This window comes from Chryseobacterium ginsenosidimutans (assembly GCF_039536845.1).
GTDB classification, from domain to species: domain Bacteria; phylum Bacteroidota; class Bacteroidia; order Flavobacteriales; family Weeksellaceae; genus Chryseobacterium; species Chryseobacterium ginsenosidimutans_B.
Genome location: NZ_BAAAZJ010000011.1, coordinates 235061 through 255071, shown reverse-complemented (window position 1 = coordinate 255071; position 20011 = coordinate 235061). Strand labels below are relative to the sequence as shown.

Here is a 20011-nt window from a genome sequence, read left to right as displayed (position 1 = left end):
AATTAAAAAAATGTTAAGGAATTATAGTAACAGCAGAACGTTGGGAGACAACATTAGACTGGGGACGCTGACTGCCTTTACGGCAGGTACTATAAATATAGCTTCTCTGTTGATATTTCTCTCTTTTACATCAAACGTGACGGGGCATTATGCCATTTTGGCGGCAGAGATAAGTAAAGGAAACTGGTCGCAGGTTGCCGTTGTAGGATTATGGATTTTCCTGTTCTTCTTCGGAAGTTTTGTATCCAATTTTATTGTTATTAATTTCAATAAAAGGAGCAAGTATTTTGCACATTCAATGCCTTTGGTCTTAGAGATCATTTGTCTATTGTTTGTAGGGATTTACGGACAGTTTTATTACCAAAAAACGTTGGAGGAAACAGAATATCTGGTTGCGTTAATGCTATTTGCGACGGGGCTGCAGAATGGTTTAACGGCAAGTATTTCAAACTTTTCGGTAAAAACAACCCACCTTACAGGTACAACGACCGATTTGGGAATTTTATTTTCCATGTTTACTCAGAAAAAGTTCAGGAAGAATGGTGAATTGGTTGGAAGGGCAAAATTGCTTTTAAGTATCATGGTTGCCTATGTTTTGGGAGCGGTTTTCTCGGGATTGACTTATTATTATCTTGAATTCAGGGTTTTCTATGTGATCAGTTTATGTTTGTTGGTGGTTATCGGATATGATGCTTATAAAATTCATATAAGACACTTCAATACGCAATACAGGTATAGTAAAATTTATAAAAAGGCGACTGTGATGGCTTATTTATACGACAAAATCCATGGGATTCCTGAGATTAAAGCCGAGATGAAGGATAAAAGAGAGAAAAAGAGAAAGCTTGTATTTGAAGATTAAATGTTCAATAATAAGTATAAATATTTTTGCATGATATATTTTTCAACAGACAATATTAAATGAGAGATATAAATATTAGTATTAATTTTGTGTAAACTAGCTGTGAATCAATCCTCTAATTGTATGGTACAATTAGGGGATTTTGATTTTAAGTAAATGCCGATTAACAGGACATTTTGGCTAAAAACAGTCTATGGCTAGGTTGTTGATATGTTGATAATTAAATTTTAATTCGGGGTTTTATTGTTTTAATTCTTATTCTGAATGCCTATTTTTGTAAGTTGATTTACGTTTTTTATGTCAGATATTATTCAGCTTTTACCGGATCATGTTGCCAACCAAATTGCGGCAGGAGAAGTGGTGCAGAGACCTGCGTCCATTGTGAAAGAACTTTTGGAAAATGCCATCGACGCAGATTCTACCAAAATTGAGTTGATCATAAGAGATGCCGGAAAAAATTTAATTCAGGTTGTTGATGATGGCAAAGGAATGTCCGAAACAGATGCGAGAATGGCATTTGAAAGACATGCCACCTCCAAGATCAGAGGAACGGAAGATATTTTCAAAATTTCTACGAAAGGTTTTCGTGGGGAAGCTTTGGCTTCTATTGCGGCGGTTTCTCAGGTTGAATTAAGGACAAAACAGAAAGATTCAACAATCGGAACCAATATTTATATTGAAGGCGGAGTTTTCCAGTTTCAGGATCCTGCCCAAACAGCAGAAGGATCTAATTTTTTAGTTAAAAATCTGTTTTATAACGTTCCTGCAAGAAGAAAATTTCTTAAAAATAATAATATCGAATTCAGACATGTAATTGATGAATTCCAACGTGTGGCATTGGCTCATGAAAGTTTAGAATTTTCTTTATTTCATGATGATGAAGCGGTTTTCAGATTGAGAAAAGGAAGCCAGATGCAGCGTATTGTGGATATTTTCGGAAGAAAATTACAACCGCAATTAATTCCCATTAAAGAAGATATTATCTGGTGCAAACTTCACGGATTTGTAGCAAAACCCGAGGGATCAAAGAAAACAAGAGGCGAACAGTTCCTTTTTGTAAACGGAAGATATTTTAAAAGTCCATATTTTAATAAAGCGGTTCAAGAAGCGTTTGAAGGATTGCTTTTACCGGGATATATTCCTACATTTTTCCTGTTCCTTGAGCTTGATCCTGAGAAAATTGATGTTAATATTCATCCTCAAAAAACGGAGGTTAAGTTTGAAGACGAGCATTTGATCTTTGCTTTGCTTCGTTCGACCATTAAAAGAGCGTTGGGAATTTATAACGTCTCACCAAGTCTTGATTTTGAGAGAGATCCGGAATTGGATGCTATTATGCAAAAAACTTTTCCCAGCAAAAGCAACGGCAGTAGCGGAGGAAGCGGATTTCTTAAAATGCCTGAAATCATTGTAGACAAAGACTATAATCCTTTTTTGGAGGAAAGAGGAGTGAATCAGACGGAAATGCAGAACCTTACCGAAATGTACCATCAGAATATCGCTGCAGAACCTTCAAAAATTAATTTGTTTGAAGACGAAGATTTTGATGAAGATCTGATGAGATTGCCGAATGGTTATTGGCTGTTCAACAAAGGCGACAGAACTTTGATGCTGGATTTGGGAAGAATGCACAGGCTTTGGACTTCCGAGAATACAAAACCGATAAAAAGAGGAACTACAAACAGCCACGCATTGCTTTTCTCTCTCGAATATCACATGAACGAAATTGAGAAAAACAAATATAAATCAATTAAAAAATATCTTCCGGAGCTTGGTTTTGAAACAAGTGTTGCCCACGAAAATGTATTGAGGATTGAGGCTGTTCCTGAAGGATTGAAAGAAACTCAGGTGATGAAATTCCTGGAAAACCTCTTTGAAATTCTGGAATATAAATCGGAAGAAGAATTTATGCAGTTTTATCAGAATCAATGGAGTAAAATGCAGTCGAAATCCAGATTTGATTTTATTTATAAAAAAGATGCCGAACAATTGATTAAAGACTTCACGGCATTAGGCTTCCCAGAATTCTTACCGAACGGAAAAAGATGCTTCTTTGAAGTGCCTTTTAATGATTTTAAAAATAAATTTTAAAGATGTTTAATACTATACCGCCGATTACAAGAAATATTATCATTATAAACGTGATTGTTTTTATTGTGACATTGATTATGCCACAACTATACAATACGCTTTCAGGATTTTATCCTTTTTCTCCGAATTTTAAATCTTGGCAGATTATTACGCATATGTTTATGCATGGTGGATTTATGCATATTTTATTCAATATGTTTACTTTGTTTAGTTTTGGACCTGTTTTAGAACAAGCTTTAGGTGAGAAAAAATACTTAATACTTTACTTTTTAAGTGGTTTAGGAGCTTTTTTCTTATTTAATCTTTGGAATTTCATTGAAGTTCAGCAAATTGTTTCCGGTTTAGAAGATTTAGGATTAAATGCTTCCGAAATATACTCAAAATCGGTAATTGGCTATTCTGGAAATATGAATATCAGTGCAACCACAACTGAGGGAAAAGAATTATCTCAACAGCTTTATGATGTTTTAAGGACTCCAATGGTGGGGGCTTCCGGAGCGATTTTTGGAGTTGTAGCGGCATTTGCAACACTTTATCCTGATGCTAAAATAGGAATTATGTTTATACCCATTCCGATGAAAGTTAAATATGTTTTACCGGTTGTAGTAATAGGTTCCATATATTTAGGTGTTTCAGGAAATGGTGGAGGAATTGCACATTTGGCTCACGTGGGAGGAGCGATTGTCGGTTTTATTCTGGCGAGAATCTGGAAAAAACATTTGTACAGATTTAATTAATAACTTGTGAAAATCGTCCGCCTCATACTTCTGATTTTACATATAGGAATTTTCCTTCTTCTGGTCGGAATGTTATTAAATGCCTATGTGCCACCAAAAGTTTTCCCGTGGTTTAATTTACTTTCTTTGGGTTTTCCGTTTTTAATAACAGGGTATATTTTACTCACGGTTTTCTGGATTTTCAGTTGGAAAAAAAGAGCTTTTGTATTTTTGTTTCTGGGGTTATTGTTCTTTAATTCTACTATACGATGGGTTAATTATTCTTCCGGAAAAAATGAAGCTCCCGATTTTAAAATTATTTCTTTTAATGCTAAAACTGGAAATTTCGGGGTGGAGAATATTGAGTCTTTTATCAATGCTCAAAAGGCTGATGTGGTTCTTTTACAGGAATACGGAGGCAAGAATGATTATCATTTAGAAGGGTTAAAAAGGTTTTCCGATACTGCTATTGTTGCTGTCTTTTCAAGGTTTAAAATTGTTGAGCATAAAGAGCTGGTTAAAGGGAATTATGACCATACTAATGTGTACGCGACTCAGGTTGACATTGATATAAAAGGAAAAGTATGCCGCTTTATCAATATACATCTTCAGCCATTTAGATTTGAAAAAAATATGGTAAAACTTGATGGGAATAATGAGCAGGACGAAGAAAAACTGAAAAATATTGTTAAAAGACTGATTCCTGTTTTCAAAATACATCAGGATGAAGTTGAAATCATCAGAAAAGCTGTAAAGGAGTCTCCTTATCCCGTAATTTTAGCCGGAGATTTCAATTCTGTTCCCAATTCCTACGAATATTATCATTTGCTTGACGGACTGCAGGATGCCTTTGTAGAAGCAGGAAGCGGAAGCTCAACCAGTTTTCATGATTATAAGTTTCCCATAAGAATTGATTATATTTTTGCATCAAAAACAATACAACCAATCAGTTATAAGGTTGATCGTTCTGTACAAATTTCCGATCATTATCCGGTAATTGCTACATTTAAATTGAATAAGTAAATCATAAAAACAGTTAAAGAAATTAACCTTGGTAGGATTTTTGCTTAAAAAACAAAGTACCCTTAGATTGTTTTCATGAAGCCGCGCCAGATATTGCTATTTTCCCATATTACCGTTGTTATTTTACTCCTATGTACTTTAGGAAACGCATGGATTCCGCCTAATTTTGTGGGTAATCTTAATCTCCTTTCTTTGGGATTTCCTTATTTAATTTCACTACACATTATATTTACACTCATTTGGATTTTTAAAAGAAAAAGAATAGCAGTTGCTTTTGTTTTAGGAACTTTTCTTTTCTATAATCCGATCAGAAGATGGATAAATTTCACACCGAAAACAGAAAATTTAAAATCGATCAGAGATATAAAAGTCCTTACTTTTAATGTAAAATATGGTGATTTTGGTTGGGATAAGATAAAAAAATATATCAAAGATCAAAATGCGGATATCATTTTAGTTCAGGAAAAAGATACAAATCGTGCATTGAGACAGGATCTTGTAAAATATCCTTCTGTTATTTTGAAGACAAAACATAAAATTTTAAGACAGGAAGAATTAATCACAGATAAATCCAGGGGAAATTCTTTCTATGCAGATGTTGATATTAACGGCAAAATAGTGAGGATTGTAAATGTCTATCTTGAGCCATTCAGATTACATAAATCAATGTTGCAATTTGATGGTTTCGGAAAGGAAGGAGGAAAAATTAATACCCTTCTTTCGCATATGATTCCCACTTTCAAAGCACATGAAGATCAGATAAAAAAAATAAGAAAAGTGATAGATCTTTCGCCATATCCTGTGATTTTGGCAGGTGATTTTAATTCTGTACCTAACTCTTATGAATATTATAACCTGGGAAAAGACCTTCAGGATGCCTTTTTGGTGGCTGGAAACGGGAGTTCTTCAAGTTTTCACGATTATAAAGTTCCTTTAAGAATTGATTATATTTTCAGTTCAAAATCAATTATCCCATTAAGCTATAAAGTTGATAATTCTGTACAATTATCGGATCATTATCCTGTAATTGCAGAATTTCTGCTAAATTAGTTCCATGAAAAATTTATTTCTTGTAGCCTTTGTTTTTTCCGTTTTAATTGTTTCCTGTTCTAAAAAAGAACCGGCAGATCTGTATCCGGCAGACAGTGCAAAAGCAAGTTATGATACTATTGCGGTGGATTCTTTTTCGAATGGAGCCACTTCTGTTGATATTGTACGACAGATCAAAATGTCTTCCCAGAAATATCAGGATTCTGTAAAAGAAGCTCTGAAACTTCAGGAACAAGAGAAAAAACTGAAGGAAGAATTAGAAAAAGAAAACAAAAAAAAGACGGAAGACGAAAAGAAAAAAACTGATGAAGAGAAAAAACAAAAAGTCTCAGAAGTTCCGGCTGCAAATGAAACAAAAACAGAATAATATTTAATTATCAATACGTATGAAAAAAAACATTTTATCGGCATTAATGATAGCAACATTGGTTGTATCATGCACAAAATCAAGTTCAAAAACAGAAAAAATCGAAAATCCTGATGGTTCAGTGACGATTACAACGACAACGGAAAGCCAAACCGGAATTGGTGTTGATACTGCAAAAATCAATCAGGCAAAGGAAAATGCTCAGGCAAAGATTGACGCTGCCGGAGAAAAAATAGATAACGCTGCGGACAATGCAAAAAATAAAATTGATGCTACTGCAGATAAAACAAAAGAAGATCTTCACAAAGCAGGACAGGACGTCAAAACTGAAGCTAATAAGGTAGGTAAAGATATCAAACAAGGCGCTCAGGATGTTGGAAAAGATGTAAAAAATGCCGCCGCGAAAGGAGCTTCGAAAGTAGAAGAAGGAGCGAAAAAACTGAAAGAAGATTTAAGTAAATAAAATGAAAACCGCAGCTAATTTCTGCGGTTTTTTTATTTGTTCAGTTCCAGTAAAGGATCAATGTATTCTCTGTCGTTGCTCAACCTCGGGACTTTGTTTTGTCCTCCTAGTTTTCCTTTGGATTCCAGCCACTGATAAAATAATTTTTCTTTCGCAATATGTACAATTGGTCTTTTCAGTGTAAGGTTGTTGTATCGTTTTGCTTCGTAATCCGAATTGATAGATTTCAGATGTTGATCAAAGACATCAATAAAACGCTCCAAATCGTCCGGTTTTTCGCAAAATTCAAATATCCACTCATGAGCTCCACCTTCATTTTCTTTCATGAAAACAGGGGCTCCTGTGAAGTCGGAAACTGCGGAGTTGGTTGCTTCACAAGCTTTGGAAAGTGCAGATTCTACATTTGTTATCATTAATTCTTCTCCGAAAGCATTAATATAATGTTTTGTTCTTCCCGTAATTTTTATTCTGAAAGGACTAATTGATGTGAAAATAACAGTGTCTCCGATTAAATATCTCCATAAACCGCCGTTAGTTGTAATTACCATTGCATAGTTTTTCCCGACCTCGACATCTTCCAGACTTACTACTTTCGGGTTTGAACAATGAAACTCATCCATAGGAATAAATTCATAGAAAATTCCGTAATCGAGCATCAGCAACATTTCATCACTATTCGGTCTGTCCTGAATGCCGAAAAATCCTTCAGAAGCATTATAGATCTCGTAATAATTAATATTTTTCCCGATAATTTGTTTGAACTGTTCTTTATAAGGTTTAAAACTTATTCCGCCATGAAAGAAAACCTCAAGATTAGGCCATAAATCCGAAATGTTTTTAGCATCAGTGTCCTTTAAAACTCTCTGCAAAAGAACCATCATCCAACTCGGAACGCCTAAAATACTCCCAACATCTTCATTCTTCACTTCAGAAGTAATGGCTTTCAGTTTGCTTTCCCATTCTCCCATTAAAGAAACTTTTTTACTTGGAGTCGTGGTAATTTCAACCCAAAACGGGAGATTATCAATTAAAATAGCTGATAAATCACCGAATTTTGTATTGAAATCCGCATACAATTCTGAACTTCCGCCTAAACGTAAATTTTTATAATTAAATAGCTGATTTTCAGGATGATTATTGGCATAAATGGAAACCATGTCTTTTCCCGCTTTCATGTGGCAGTATTCCAGGCTTTCGGCAGAAATAGGGATAAATTTGCTTTTTGCATTTGTAGTTCCCGAAGATTTGGCAAAATGTTTAATATAACCGGGCCAGCTTACATCTTTATAACCCTGCCTTGCCCTTTCAATATAAGGCTCCATATCTTCATAAGTAACGACCGGGACTTTATTTTTAAAGTCCTGATAACTTGAAATAGAATTAAAACCATACTTCTTGCCGTATTCCGTATCTTCGGCATGAAACAATTGGGAAAATAATATACCCTTCTGAGTTTCAATAGGATGATCCATGAAATTCTGAATCTGATCTATCCTTTGACGGATAAACCAATTGACCACAGTATTGAAAAGTGCTTTCGTTGCCATTTCAACAAATATAATAATATTTGAATTTTTACAGTATCTTTTATTGGGATAAATAAAAAAACCGCTACAAAATTTGTAACGGTCTGATATCTGGATTTATTGTTTCTTAGCAATACTCGTCATAAGCAGCCTGAAGGTTTGCAGCAATTGCTCCTGCAGGATTACCTTCAATATGGTGTCTTTCAAGCATATGAACCAATTCTCCGTCTTTGAAAAGAGCCACACATGGTGAGCTTGGAGGGAATGGTGCTAAATGCTTTCTAGCTTCTGATACAGCGTCTCCGTCGAAACCTGCAAAAACAGTCGTTAAATGATCAGGTTTCTTATCTCCTGTCAAAGAATAAACAACTCCCGGTCTTGCAGCTCCTGCAGCACATCCGCACACAGAATTGATGACCAATAGAGTAGTTCCTGATTGTTTTAATGCTTCTTCCACCTGAGCCGGAGTTGTCAAGTCTTCAAAACCTTTATCTGTAAGTTCAGCCTTCATAGGCATTACTAAATCTGTTGGGTACATATTTTTGTTTTTTAATCTATGCAAAGTTAAGCAATTCTTTATTGTTCGTCAATTTATAAAAACTATTAAATCATTCAGAAAAGAGAATTACATTATGTGTTCAATGTGAATATTATTTAATGATATCTGAAATTAAGTAAAATTAATTTGTTAATATCCATTAAAAATTGTTAAATTTGAAATGATTCTGAAAACAGTGACCATGAAAAAACATTTACAAACATCCCTCGACTTTAATGTATCCTTCGAATTTATCTGAAAAGATAGTTTATAGAATACTTTAATTCGAAAATAATGAAGCCCGAGACTTTACGTTTCGGGCTTCTTTAATCAAATCGATATGCAAAGGTTGAATATCCTTAGTAAAAAATGGCTGATGGTCTTTTTATTGTTTGCTGATGGTTAAAAAAACTACTCACCAACAACAATCGTCCAACAACTAAGAAAGCAGCTTTTTCGCCATCTCGGAAATACTTTTTCCGTCAGATTTTCCGGCAAATGTTTTTGATGCTATTCCCATTACTTTTCCTAAATCTTTCATAGATTCAGCACCGGTTTCGGCGATAATATTTTTCATTTCTGCTTCTAATTCTTCTGCAGAAAGTTGTTTAGGCAAAAACTGTTCGATTACTTTCATCTGAGCTTCTTCCACTTCAGCAAGGTCATTTCTTCCCTGCGCAGTAAACTGATCGTAAGAATCCTTACGCTGCTTTACCATTCTCTGAAGAATAGCAATTTCCTGTTCTGCCGAAACTTCAGCTCCGATGGCTTCCGTTTTCAGTAATAATATTTGAGATTTTACAGCACGGAGAGAATCTAAAGCAACCCTGTCTTTAGCTCTCATTGCTGTTTTTATAGCTTCGTTTATTGTATTTTCTAAACTCATTTTAATCAATTTAACAATGTAAAAGTGTACCAATGTATCAATAATTATCAATGCACAAAATTGTTACACTAACTAGACTGATACATTGTTACATTATTTTAATCTACGTCTTTATTTAAAAATCTGTTTTCTCTGATCTGCATTGAACCGTTGTTGTCAGACAAATAAGTGTTGATATTTTGGTCTGAAGCATTGGTTCCTTCAATAGAAATATTCTTTCTTTTAAAGGCAGGAACAGATTCGAATTCGCTTGAGCTATCAAAACTCTGATAACGGGAATTGAATTCTTTTAATTTGTTTCTTCTTTCAATCACTCTGTCCTGGTCAACTGTTTTATTCACAAACGTGAATTCTTCTTCTGCAGGTTTTGGAGTTTCGATTTCTATCTTATTTTCAACAGCAGGCTCTTCCTGTATGTTTTGAAAGAAATGTTCCACTTTTTGAAGAGGTTCTTCCGTTAGTTGGTTCACTTCAGTTGATGAGGTAAATTCAGCTTTTGGCTGCCCAAAATCAGATTTCGGTTCGCTTTTTACCGTTTCATTAACAAAGAAGCTGAATTCAACAGGTTTTTCCTCCGAATAAGAGTTACTGATTATATTTGACTGTGGCTCTTCTTTCTTATGATCGAAATCAAACTTAAAAGATTCGATTTCCAGGTCATTAGGATCTTCGGTTTCTTCATCTATAGAAAACAGGCTGAATGATTCTTCCTCTTCTTCATTTCTCCAGCTCTGAGAAGGAGTGTTGAACGTATCTTCCTCTTTATCAAAGAAATTGATTTCTGTTTTAATCTCTTCGTTGCCAATAATCATTTTTTTTTCAGTAGATGTCGTACCGAACTGTGGAGTATCGTTGTCTTCATCATCTAATCTGAAAAGGTTTTTCCCTCCGAAATCATAACCTTGCTCAGGAACTGTCTTTCTTTCTTCTCTTGACTTAAAAGGAGACTCTTTTTGAGAATCAAAACTGTCATTTAAGCTGATCTTGATTTTCTCTGTTGGTCCTGCAAATTTTTTATCGTCATTTGAAAACCCCGTAGCAATAACAAGAACACTTACAGAATCACCTAATTCTTCATCTGCGCCAACCCCGAAAATGATATCGGCAGTATGTCCTGCTTCTTTCTGAATATGATCCATAATGATACCGATCTCGTCCATTGTTACTTCTTCAGCACCGCTTCTGATTAGCAATAGAACATTTTTGGCACCTGTGATTTTATTGTCGTTCAATAGTGGAGAGTCAAGAGCTTTTCTTACCGCTTCTTCTGCCTTATTTTCGCCTGAAGCAGATCCTGTAGACATCAAGGCTGTCCCTGAATTTTGAAGCACAGATTTAGCATCTCTAAAGTCAATGTTTACATCGAAGTAACCGGTAATAACTTCCGCCATACCTTTTGCTGCGTTTGTTAAAACTTCATCGGCTTTTGAGAACCCTTGTTTGAATCCAAGATTTCCGAATTGCTGTCTAAGTTTATCGTTATTGATTACAATAAGTGAGTCAACATTATTTCTTAATTTATCAAGACCGTTTTCTGCCTGTTCCAGTCTTCTTTTACCTTCAAAACTAAAAGGAACCGTAACAATACCGACAGTCAGAATTCCCATATCTTTTGCTACTTTAGCAATAACGGGAGCTGCACCTGTTCCTGTACCACCACCCATTCCGGCAGTGATAAAAACCATTTTGGTGTTTTGCCCCATCGCCGCTTTGATCTCTTCGATGCTTTCGATAGCTGATTTTTCACCAACTTCGGGATCTGCTCCTGCGCCAAGACCTTCAGTGATTGTTGTTCCCAACTGTACTTTGTTGGCAACCGGGTTGTTATCTAAAGTTTGTGCGTCTGTATTACAAATCACGAAATCTACCCCGTGAATTCCTTTTTCGTACATGTGTTTCAGCGCGTTGTTTCCGCCGCCGCCTACACCGATTACTTTGATGATCGATGAATTTCCTTTTGGCAAATCAAATGAAAATCCTTGTGTACCTATATTTTCCATAACTGTTTTTTTAATAATTGATAATCGACTGATGATAATTGATAAGAAAGTCATTTATCGATTATCATTCATCATTTATATTTTACTCTACTTCTTCAAAGAATTTTTTTACTTTTTCCATCAGCGACTGACCGAAAGTCAGTTTTGCCGCTCTTTTTTCCTGCTGTTCGCTTACAGTTTCCTGCTGCTGAATTGTTTCTGCCTGCTGAACTGTCTGCTGTATTGTTTCAGAAGGAACTGCCACAGTATCTGCTTTTGACTGAGCTTGTTCCTCAACAACTTCTTCTTCCTCAGTAATATTAATTTTTTTATCCCTGATTTTTAAACTTTCCATTAATAATCCAATAGAAGTTGCAAATTCGGGTCCTTTAAGATACTGATTTTTATCGTTCGCAATGTATTCATTTGCAAAACCTATTCTGCTGTCAAAACCTGTGGTATAATTAGCCAGCTGACGAAGATGCTTCAAGTTTGAACCACCACCTGTCAACACAATTCCTGCGATCAGTTTTTTCTTCTGTTCGAACGCGCCATAAGCCTTTAATTCGGTATTAACCATTTCAAGAATTTCCTCAACTCGAGCATTGATGATCTGTGCTAAAGTTTTTAATGAAATTTCTTTATCAGGTCTCCCGTGAAGCCCCGGAATAGTAACATATGTGCTGTCTTTTTCCAATTCGGGAACTGCAGAACCGAACTTAACCTTTAATTGCTCGGCGTGCTTTTCAATAATTGAACAGCCCTCTTTTATATCTTCCGTAATAATTCCGCCTCCGTAAGGAATAACACAAGTATGACGAATGATATTATCTTTAAAAATAGCAATGTCTGTAGTTCCGCCACCGATGTCTACAATGGCAACACCTGCTTCTTTTTCTTCTTTTGTAAGAACGGCTTCTGAAGATGCTAATGGTTCTAAGGTAAGAGCTTCCATTTCTAAACCGGCTTCACGAACACATCTTGCAATGTTTCGGATGCTGCCCATTTGTCCTACTACAACATGGAAGTTTGCCTCTAAACGTTTTCCGTGCATCCCGACAGGCTCCTGAATTTCACCTTCGGAATCCACTTTATATTCTTGAGGAAGTACATGGATGATTTCTTCTCCAGGAAGCATGACCAGTTTTTTTACCTGATCTTTTAATGCTTCAATGTCATCGTCTGTGATGAATTTATCCGGATGTTCACGCATAATATAATCGGAGTGCTGCAAAGAACGGATATGTTTCCCTGCGATCCCAACCGTTACTTTACGGATAGGAACTCCTGCGCTGGACTGTGCTTCTGACACAGCAGCTTTGATTGAATTAATAGTTTGCGAAATATTATTCACAATACCTTTGTGAACCCCAAGACTTTTGGCCTTACCAACACCGAGAACTTCTATTTTCCCGTGTGCATTCCTCCTTCCGACAATCGCGACAATCTTAGTTGTCCCGATGTCCAGACCTACTGAATACTCTTGATTTTCCATTTTTTATATCGATTTGATTTTTTTAATTGTCTTGTTTTTATTTGGGTCGATAGGATTACATCCTATCCTGTTTTAAATCGTCCTTTCAGGACTCTTTCTTTATTCTATCTTGACTTTAGCTTTTGTCTTCGGTTTTGTCGCCGTATTTTTTTTCTCTGTCTTTTTTGTTTCCTTTGGCTTTGTTGCAGCTTTTGGTTTTGTGCTTGTCTTCGGTTTTGATGAAGTGGAGCCTGGTTTTTTAGTTTCTTTTTTTACCTCGGCTAATTTTGGTTTGTTATCAGCTTTTTTTAGAGAAATTACCGGAACTTTTGCCAATTCTTTATTTCCGACCTTTAAAATGCTGTCATTTTCTTTAAAGTGAGGATTTAGGGTGGTTACGATCTGATTCTGATACTTTACAGAAACCATATTGTATTTTTCGGGATCCTGATATACGAGATATTTTTCTACAAAAGTTTTAAAGCCCTTCACTTTTAAGTCAATATTATCCAGATCTCCTATTTCTACTTTGTAATTTCCTTCACTTGTAAGAAGATTATAGTCACCATTCTTATCTTTTGAGATTCCGATGAAATATTTTTTGCTGAAATCATCTTTGTCGATTTTCCCGACCAGTTCTGCCAGTTTTTCATATTCATCTTTTTTCACATTTCCTGTCACAAGCATGCAGGGATGCGAATATGTTTTTGAAATCGGAAACTCAGTTCCTTTTTCGTCGACATAAAAATCTTTTCCGTCTTTATTTAATCTGAAAACAGGAACTCTCTGTTTGATGTCTAAATTGAGTTTCCCATTTAAATTTAAATAAACATTTGCGCTGTCAACCGCCGGAAGATTATTAATCTTTTTTTCTAAAGCCGGAATATTCAGATCTCCGACTTTTCCAGACGGATTTTCTTTTTTTACAATTTCTCTGATATCTTTTTCATCAATGAAGTAAACTGGGGTTTTTTCATTCATTTTTACAGAAATTTTATTGTCCGTAATCTTCTGACCGCTGAATTTCTTTAAAGAGAAACTCAGCAGGAAACCAAGAATGATCACTGTAATGGCAATTTTTAATATTCTGTATTTATTTTTCATTATTTTAAGATGACAGATTTCAGACGTCAGATTTCAGACATTTAAAACTGTTTTAAAATTTTATTAATTCTTAATTATTTTCCATCCATTCACAAATAGGGTCGTACAGGGTATCTATATTTCCTGCGCCTACTGTAAGAAGGATATCAAAATCTTTTTCTTTTATTTTATCGAAAGCATCGCTTAAATTTGATACTTCTTTTTTATCTAAATTCAATTTTTCCAGTAACCAGTTTGAAGTAATTCCTTCAAAATTTTCCTGAAGTTCTCTTGCAGGGTAAATATCAAGCAAAATCAATTCATCAGCTTTGCTCAGACTTTCTGCAAAACCCTCTGCAAAATCTCTCGTTCTGCTGAACAAATGCGGTTGGAAAGCCACCAATAGTTTCTTTTCAGGGTAAAAAGTTCTTATTGAACTCATTACCGCATTAATTTCTGTCGGATGATGGGCGTAATCGTCTATATAAATCTTTCCGTTTTGATATCTGTGTTTGGTATATCTTCTTTTAATTCCTTTAAAATTGGCAATTGCTTTTTTCAAAGTTTCGAAATCCACGCCTAAATTGTTTAAAATAGCCAACGCAACCGTCGCATTTTCAACATTGTGGATTCCGGGAATATCCCAGATGAAATCTTTCACTGTTTCTGCCGGAGTATGAAAATCAAAATAAATTTTGTCATTCTCCATTCGAAGGTTATCTGAATAGTAATCAGCGGCTTCATTTACGGCATACGTGAGATGAGGTCTTCCGATTTCAATTCCTTTTCTTACAAAAAGCTGTTTATCGTCCGGAACTAAAGCCGCAAACTGCTTAAACCCTTCCTCAATTGTATTTTTATCACCATAAATGTCCAAATGATCTGCATCTGTGGAAGTTATCACCGCCCAATCCGGAGAAAGATTCAGGAAACTTCTGTCATATTCATCTGCCTCAACCACAGAATATTGTGAACCGTTATACAGGAAATTTGACTTAAAATTCTCAGAAATACCTCCTAAAAAACATGAGAAAGGCAAATCTGCTTCTTTACACAAATGAGCAACCAAGGTAGAAGTTGTAGTCTTCCCGTGAGTTCCTGCAACCGCAATACAATCTGTGTTTTCTGTAATTAAACCTAAAACTTTTGCACGTTTCAACACCTCAAACTGATTATCATTAAAATAATCTAAAATCCCCAGTTTTTTAATTGCCGGAGTATAAATTACCAATGTGTTTTCTTTCTGAAGAGAGGTGATTTTTTCATCAGTTACATCATCAAAAACGATATCAATTCCTTCATTCAGCAATTGCTGAGTAAGTTTAGTATTGGTTTTATCATAACCCAAAACCTTTTTACCCGAAGCATGGAAGTAACGAGCCAAAGCGCTCATTCCGATACCTCCGATCCCGACGAAGTAAAAAGTTTGATATGTTTCTAGTGATTTCATGTCTTTATATTAATTATAACTGATAATTTTATCTTTATCTAAGCCATAGGCATCACCTTGGTACAAAAAGAATTCGGCAACCGCATCTTCCAGTGTCTCATTCGTGTAGCCTCCTGTAACCCAAAAATAATACCTGAACGCCAATGAATTCTGACTTTCCAGATAACTGACTCTTATCATGGCTAAATTATTGATTTCATTAATTAAACTATCAATTTTAGCCTTACTTGTACCCGTTATTATAGAAATATTTACATTGAAAAGAATATATCTTTTATCTGTATCCAAATCCATATAAAGAAGAGATTTATGACTGTTTGTAAGCTTTACAAACGTATCGGTCTGCTCGGCAATATCATATCCTTTGCTCTTTAAAAAAGCAGCGACAGATGGCATTTTAATATCTGCAGGTTTTACTACTGTCTGTGCGATGAATAGATTTGCAAAAAAACAAATCAAAAATGCGGTGATTAATTTTGTTTTCATATTATTCAAGGTTTAGTTTTTCTATAATTTCGTCTACAATCTCTTTTGCGGCGTTTGGCTTGGCAAAATATTTCAGATTTTCAGACATCTCTTTTCTCAGGCTTTCATTTTCGCAGATTTCTGATAATGTATTCCAGAATTTTTTCTGCATTTCAGAGTCTTTTACTATTCTGGCTGCATTTTTTTCAACCAGATTCATCGCATTTTTGGTTTGATGATCTTCCGCTGCAAAAGGAAAAGGAATCAATAAAACAGGCTTCTGTGCCACAGCCAACTCTGAAATGGCAATCGCGCCTGCTCTTGAAACAATCACATCTGCCGCAGAATAAGCGGTTTCCATATCTTTTATAAATTCAAGAACCTGGATATTTCTGCTGTCGATGTCTTTTGTTTCTTCGATAATATCTTTGTAATCTAACTTTCCTGTTTGCCAGATCAGCTGATAATCTTTATTAATCAACTCATTTAAATGAGATTTCCATCCATTATTCAATGTTCTGGAGCCTAAAGAACCACCAACGGAAAGAATCGTCAGTTTATCTTTATTCAATCCCATTTTTTCTTTTGCCTGAGCCGTTTCCTGCATCCCTGAAATGATATTTTCACGAATCGGATTGCCCAGAAATTTTATTTTGTCTGCCGGAAAGCCTTCCACTTTCGGATAGGCTGTAAATACGGCTTGTGCTTTTTTACTTAAAATTTTATTCGTTACTCCTGCATGTGCATTCTGTTCCTGGATAAAAATAGGAATTCCCAATTTGCTTGCTTCATACAAAGCCGGTCCGCTTGCAAAACCACCTGTTCCCACTGCAAAATCAGGAGAAAAAGCTCTAATAACTCTTTTAGATTTAGATAAACTTTTCAAAATTTTGAAAGGCAAACCCAAATTTGACAATATATTTCCTCTATCTATTCCGGCGATATCAATTCCTTCAATTTTATAACCAGCCTGCGGAACTTTTTCCATTTCCATTTTTCCGTTGGCTCCGATGAACAAAAACTCTGCATCAGGAAATCTTTTTCTGATTTCGTCTGCAATAGCGATGGCAGGAAAGATGTGACCTCCTGTACCGCCTCCTGATAATAATATTTTTAGTTTTTTGCTCATTTTATCAATATTATGCTGTGGGTAGATTCTCAATTAAGTCAATAAAATCAACAGATACCCAGATCTCAATTTTATCTTCAATTAGTTTTATCGAGATTTCTCCAACATTATAAATAGAATCATTAAGTTCAATAATTTCGGTAAATTCTAAATTATAAGATTTCAAAAAACTGATGATTTGTTCATCGGTATCATAAACCGATAAATCTTCTGTGTTTTTGTTATCAATAAATCTTATTAATCTTATTTCCATTTTTATTCTGTTTTTAAGCGATGTCGTTTATTTCTGCAACGCTTTGTTTTTTGCCCATTCCTTCTTCATCGTAAATCTGTATTCTGGAGCTGATATTTAAAATAATTCCCAACTGCAAATATGTTACCAACATTGAGGTTCCTCCATAACTTATCAACGGCAGCGGTTGCCCTGTAACAGGGATTAAATTCACAGCAACGGCAATATTTACAGAGAGTTGTATGAAAATCATCACGCCGAGACTGAGAACAAGCAAAGACCCGAAAAAAGCAGGCATCTTGCTGGCTATCATTACAATACGGATAATCATGATTAAATATAAACTTACCAAAAAAGCAGCGCCGATTACTCCGTATTCTTCAACTATTACTGCGAAAATAAAGTCGGATGCAGACTGTGGAAGCATTTGTTTCAAGGCACTTTTTCCAGGTCCCATTCCTGTAACTCCACCATGCACAATAGCAGCTTTTGCCATCATTACCTGATAATTTTTTGCCTTTACACTTTCATCGTCAACATCAGCTGTTTTTGCTTTACTTGATGTAAATGTTTCAATACGGCTCATCCAGGTATGAACACGGTTTCCGCCAATTAAATTAGTATTTAAAGCAATTACTAAAAACAGAACAATAGCAATAAATGATGAGGAAATGAATCCTGCAATGTATTTCCAATGTAACTGACCGATAACTAATACAATGACAGAAACCATTAAAATCATTAACGCCGTAGACCCGTTATCTTTTGCAACCAATACAAAAACTAATAAAATAGGTCCGAAGATGTACATAATGTTCTCAATCGGAAGCCTTTCTCGGGTGATTTTCTTGGTTAAATATCTGCACAGATAAATAATCAACATTAAAAAAGCAAATGAAGAAGGCTGAAATGAAATCGGCGTTCCCGGAATTTTTAACCATCGGGAAGCGCTCGCTCCATCAATGGTTTGTCCTGTAAACATGGTGACAATCAAAAGAATAACCATTAAACCGAGCATTATACTGCTTAGTTTTCCGATATACTCATATTTTACCATTCCGACAACCCGCATGATTCCCAAACCTAAAACCACAAAGAACATATGCTTAATAACGTGACCCGTTGTAGTCCCGTTATTTACAATATATTCCAGATTCGAACTTGCAGAATATACAGGGAAAATCGAGAAAATGGAGATCACAAGAATGACCATCCAAAGTACTTTATCGCCCTTTAGGAATTCAAATCTGTTTTCTGTGTCTTGTTCGTTCATAGCTTTAATGAATAATGAAAAACTAACAATGAAGAATATTACCTTCACTTTTAATTATTCATTTTTAATTCTTAATTATTCTTTAACACTTGCTCTTTAAACTGACGGCCTCTGTCTTCATAGCTTTTAAATAAATCAAAACTTGCACAACAAGGAGAAAGTAAAACCGTATCTCCTTTTTTAGCCAAAGATTTTGAGATCTCTACTGCTTTTTCCATGCTTGAAGTGTCATAAATAAACTCTTTTTTATCTTTAAAGAAGTTTATGATCTTTTCATTATCAATTCCTAAGCAAACAATTGCTTTTACTTTTCTTTTAACTAAATCCTCAATTTCAGTATAGTCATTTCCTTTATCTAAACCTCCAACAATCCAAACAGTCGGGGTTTTCATGCTTTCTAAGGCGTAATACGTTGCATTGACATTGGTTGCCTTACTGTCGTTGATGTATTTTACACCTTCGATTTCGGTTACAAATTCTAATCTGTGTTCAACTGCCTGAAAAGTCATTAATGAATTTCTGATGCTTTCATTGTTGATTTCCAATATTTTACCTGCAATTGAAGCGGCTAAGCTGTTCGCAACGTTATGATTTCCAATCAATGACAATTCTTCAACTTTCATTGAGAATTCATCCTGCAGTTTTACTACAATTTTATCTTCGTCGATAAAACCTCCTTCAGACAACTTTTCTTTTGTTGAAAAAGGAATCATTTTCGCTTTTATCTCTAATTTTTCAAGGAGATTTTTACTCATTTCATCATCTTTATTGTAGATGAAAAAATTATCATTCTCCTGATTTTCAGTGATTCTGAATTTTGCTAATGCATATTCTTCATAGTTGTAATTGTACTGATCCAAATGGTCCTGAGACAAATTCAACAATAAAGAAATATATGGCCTAAAATTCTGAATATCATCTAATTGGAAAGAACTTACCTCCAAAACATAATATTCATGATTTTCATCGGCAACCTGTTTTGCAAAACTATAACCGATGTTTCCGCCTAAACCTACATTCAATCCGTCATTTTTCAGAATGTAATAGATCAAAGATGTTGTAGTTGTTTTTCCGTTGCTTCCTGTAATGGCAATGATTTTGGCATTGGTAAACTCCGAAGCAAATTCAATTTCAGAGGAAAGTCTGATTCCTTTCTCATGAATATGTTGAATGATTCCTGCTTTTTTCGGGATTCCCGGACTTTTTACGATCCAGTCAGCACTTAAAATTCTTTCTTCATCATGGCTGCCTTCTTCAAATTCAATTTCATTTTCGGTAAGAAACTGCTTATAGTTATCCTTAATGGCTCCTTTGTCTGAAAGAAAAACTTCCATACCCTGTTTTTTTGCCAAATATGCAGCTCCACAACCGCTTTCTCCTCCTCCTAAAACAACTATTTTCATA

General features: G+C 35.1%; 19 protein-coding genes. 7 read left to right on the top strand and 12 right to left on the bottom strand.

The features are described 5' to 3' along the window. The first annotated feature begins 10 nt into the window (after positions 1 to 10). From ABD745_RS17470 to ABD745_RS17440, 7 genes are all read left to right on the top strand, one after another. Complete coding sequence (locus ABD745_RS17470; protein ID WP_344833083.1) at positions 11 to 862, top strand: YoaK family protein; 852 nt, start codon at positions 11 to 13, stop codon at positions 860 to 862. A gap of 297 nt (positions 863 to 1159) precedes the next feature. Further along, entirely contained in the window at positions 1160 to 2953 is a 1794-nt protein-coding gene (mutL, locus tag ABD745_RS17465; protein WP_344833079.1) for a DNA mismatch repair endonuclease MutL, read from the top strand. Between the two features lie 2 nt (positions 2954 to 2955). Beyond that, positions 2956 to 3690: a rhomboid family intramembrane serine protease gene (locus ABD745_RS17460; protein WP_344833076.1), complete on the top strand. Its 735-nt coding sequence runs from the start codon at positions 2956 to 2958 to the stop codon at positions 3688 to 3690. A 6-nt stretch (positions 3691 to 3696) separates the two neighbouring features. Then, complete coding sequence (locus tag ABD745_RS17455; protein ID WP_344833071.1) at positions 3697 to 4692, top strand: endonuclease/exonuclease/phosphatase family protein; 996 nt, start codon at positions 3697 to 3699, stop codon at positions 4690 to 4692. A 75-nt stretch (positions 4693 to 4767) separates the two neighbouring features. Continuing rightward, positions 4768 to 5742, top strand: a complete 975-nt coding sequence (locus tag ABD745_RS17450; RefSeq protein WP_344833069.1) for an endonuclease/exonuclease/phosphatase family protein — start codon at positions 4768 to 4770, stop codon at positions 5740 to 5742. A 4-nt stretch (positions 5743 to 5746) separates the two neighbouring features. Next, the gene (locus ABD745_RS17445) at positions 5747 to 6109 is read left to right on the top strand and encodes a hypothetical protein (protein ID WP_344833066.1); all 363 of its coding nucleotides are present in this window, start codon (positions 5747 to 5749) and stop codon (positions 6107 to 6109) included. A 19-nt stretch (positions 6110 to 6128) separates the two neighbouring features. Then, positions 6129 to 6572 (top strand): hypothetical protein, encoded by a 444-nt coding sequence (locus ABD745_RS17440; RefSeq protein ID WP_344833061.1) that lies wholly within the window; start codon positions 6129 to 6131, stop codon positions 6570 to 6572. 32 nt (positions 6573 to 6604) lie between these two features. Here the strand turns inward: ABD745_RS17440 and ABD745_RS17435 are convergent, their stop codons facing one another. From ABD745_RS17435 to murD, 12 genes are all read right to left on the bottom strand, one after another. Then, complete coding sequence (locus ABD745_RS17435) at positions 6605 to 8119, bottom strand: GH3 auxin-responsive promoter family protein (protein WP_344833056.1); 1515 nt, start codon at positions 8117 to 8119, stop codon at positions 6605 to 6607. Positions 8120 to 8225: 106 nt separating this feature from the next. Then, positions 8226 to 8636 (bottom strand): BrxA/BrxB family bacilliredoxin, encoded by a 411-nt coding sequence (locus tag ABD745_RS17430; protein ID WP_047399008.1) that lies wholly within the window; start codon positions 8634 to 8636, stop codon positions 8226 to 8228. A gap of 439 nt (positions 8637 to 9075) precedes the next feature. Beyond that, positions 9076 to 9522 carry a GatB/YqeY domain-containing protein gene (locus ABD745_RS17425; protein WP_047399009.1) on the bottom strand — a complete coding sequence of 149 codons (447 nt, stop codon included), beginning with the start codon at positions 9520 to 9522 and terminating at the stop codon, positions 9076 to 9078. A 98-nt stretch (positions 9523 to 9620) separates the two neighbouring features. Further along, a complete protein-coding gene (ftsZ, locus tag ABD745_RS17420) occupies positions 9621 to 11522 on the bottom strand; it encodes a cell division protein FtsZ (RefSeq protein ID WP_344833052.1) in 1902 nt (633 codons plus the stop codon). A gap of 82 nt (positions 11523 to 11604) precedes the next feature. Continuing rightward, positions 11605 to 12996 (bottom strand): cell division protein FtsA, encoded by a 1392-nt coding sequence (gene ftsA, locus ABD745_RS17415; RefSeq protein WP_344833051.1) that lies wholly within the window; start codon positions 12994 to 12996, stop codon positions 11605 to 11607. Positions 12997 to 13095: 99 nt separating this feature from the next. Further along, positions 13096 to 14079 carry a cell division protein FtsQ/DivIB gene (locus ABD745_RS17410; RefSeq protein WP_344833049.1) on the bottom strand — a complete coding sequence of 328 codons (984 nt, stop codon included), beginning with the start codon at positions 14077 to 14079 and terminating at the stop codon, positions 13096 to 13098. A 70-nt stretch (positions 14080 to 14149) separates the two neighbouring features. After that, on the bottom strand, positions 14150 to 15508 hold the full coding sequence (gene murC / locus ABD745_RS17405) for a UDP-N-acetylmuramate--L-alanine ligase (RefSeq protein ID WP_344833048.1): 1359 nt from the start codon (positions 15506 to 15508) through the stop codon (positions 14150 to 14152). Positions 15509 to 15517: 9 nt separating this feature from the next. Then, a complete protein-coding gene (locus ABD745_RS17400) occupies positions 15518 to 15994 on the bottom strand; it encodes a hypothetical protein (protein ID WP_344833046.1) in 477 nt (158 codons plus the stop codon). 1 nt (position 15995) lies between these two features. Further along, complete coding sequence (gene murG / locus ABD745_RS17395; RefSeq protein ID WP_344833044.1) at positions 15996 to 17102, bottom strand: undecaprenyldiphospho-muramoylpentapeptide beta-N-acetylglucosaminyltransferase; 1107 nt, start codon at positions 17100 to 17102, stop codon at positions 15996 to 15998. A gap of 10 nt (positions 17103 to 17112) precedes the next feature. Further along, entirely contained in the window at positions 17113 to 17355 is a 243-nt protein-coding gene (locus ABD745_RS17390; RefSeq protein ID WP_344833042.1) for a hypothetical protein, read from the bottom strand. Between the two features lie 13 nt (positions 17356 to 17368). Beyond that, positions 17369 to 18607 (bottom strand): FtsW/RodA/SpoVE family cell cycle protein, encoded by a 1239-nt coding sequence (locus ABD745_RS17385; RefSeq protein WP_344833040.1) that lies wholly within the window; start codon positions 18605 to 18607, stop codon positions 17369 to 17371. A gap of 71 nt (positions 18608 to 18678) precedes the next feature. Continuing rightward, positions 18679 to 20010 carry a UDP-N-acetylmuramoyl-L-alanine--D-glutamate ligase gene (murD, locus tag ABD745_RS17380; RefSeq protein ID WP_344833038.1) on the bottom strand — a complete coding sequence of 444 codons (1332 nt, stop codon included), beginning with the start codon at positions 20008 to 20010 and terminating at the stop codon, positions 18679 to 18681. Position 20011 lies beyond the last annotated feature (1 nt).

Bases quoted from the DNA above. Each gene is read 5' to 3' on its own strand.
- ABD745_RS17450 (WP_344833069.1), top strand. From the start codon at position 4,768: ATGAAGCCGCGCCAGATATTGCTATTTTCCCATATTACCGTTGTTATT.
- ABD745_RS17425 (WP_047399009.1), bottom strand. From the start codon at position 9,522: ATGAGTTTAGAAAATACAATAAACGAAGCTATAAAAACAGCAATGAGA.
- murD (WP_344833038.1), bottom strand. From the start codon at position 20,010: ATGAAAATAGTTGTTTTAGGAGGAGGAGAAAGCGGTTGTGGAGCTGCA.
- ABD745_RS17390 (WP_344833042.1), bottom strand. From the start codon at position 17,355: ATGGAAATAAGATTAATAAGATTTATTGATAACAAAAACACAGAAGAT.
- ABD745_RS17445 (WP_344833066.1), top strand. From the start codon at position 5,747: ATGAAAAATTTATTTCTTGTAGCCTTTGTTTTTTCCGTTTTAATTGTT.
- mutL (WP_344833079.1), top strand. From the start codon at position 1,160: ATGTCAGATATTATTCAGCTTTTACCGGATCATGTTGCCAACCAAATT.
- ABD745_RS17435 (WP_344833056.1), bottom strand. From the start codon at position 8,119: ATGGCAACGAAAGCACTTTTCAATACTGTGGTCAATTGGTTTATCCGT.
- murC (WP_344833048.1), bottom strand. From the start codon at position 15,508: ATGAAATCACTAGAAACATATCAAACTTTTTACTTCGTCGGGATCGGA.
- murG (WP_344833044.1), bottom strand. From the start codon at position 17,102: ATGAGCAAAAAACTAAAAATATTATTATCAGGAGGCGGTACAGGAGGT.
- ftsA (WP_344833051.1), bottom strand. From the start codon at position 12,996: ATGGAAAATCAAGAGTATTCAGTAGGTCTGGACATCGGGACAACTAAG.
- ABD745_RS17385 (WP_344833040.1), bottom strand. From the start codon at position 18,607: ATGAACGAACAAGACACAGAAAACAGATTTGAATTCCTAAAGGGCGAT.
- ABD745_RS17460 (WP_344833076.1), top strand. From the start codon at position 2,956: ATGTTTAATACTATACCGCCGATTACAAGAAATATTATCATTATAAAC.
- ABD745_RS17470 (WP_344833083.1), top strand. From the start codon at position 11: ATGTTAAGGAATTATAGTAACAGCAGAACGTTGGGAGACAACATTAGA.
- ABD745_RS17400 (WP_344833046.1), bottom strand. From the start codon at position 15,994: ATGAAAACAAAATTAATCACCGCATTTTTGATTTGTTTTTTTGCAAAT.
- ABD745_RS17410 (WP_344833049.1), bottom strand. From the start codon at position 14,079: ATGAAAAATAAATACAGAATATTAAAAATTGCCATTACAGTGATCATT.
- ftsZ (WP_344833052.1), bottom strand. From the start codon at position 11,522: ATGGAAAATATAGGTACACAAGGATTTTCATTTGATTTGCCAAAAGGA.
- ABD745_RS17440 (WP_344833061.1), top strand. From the start codon at position 6,129: ATGAAAAAAAACATTTTATCGGCATTAATGATAGCAACATTGGTTGTA.
- ABD745_RS17430 (WP_047399008.1), bottom strand. From the start codon at position 8,636: ATGTACCCAACAGATTTAGTAATGCCTATGAAGGCTGAACTTACAGAT.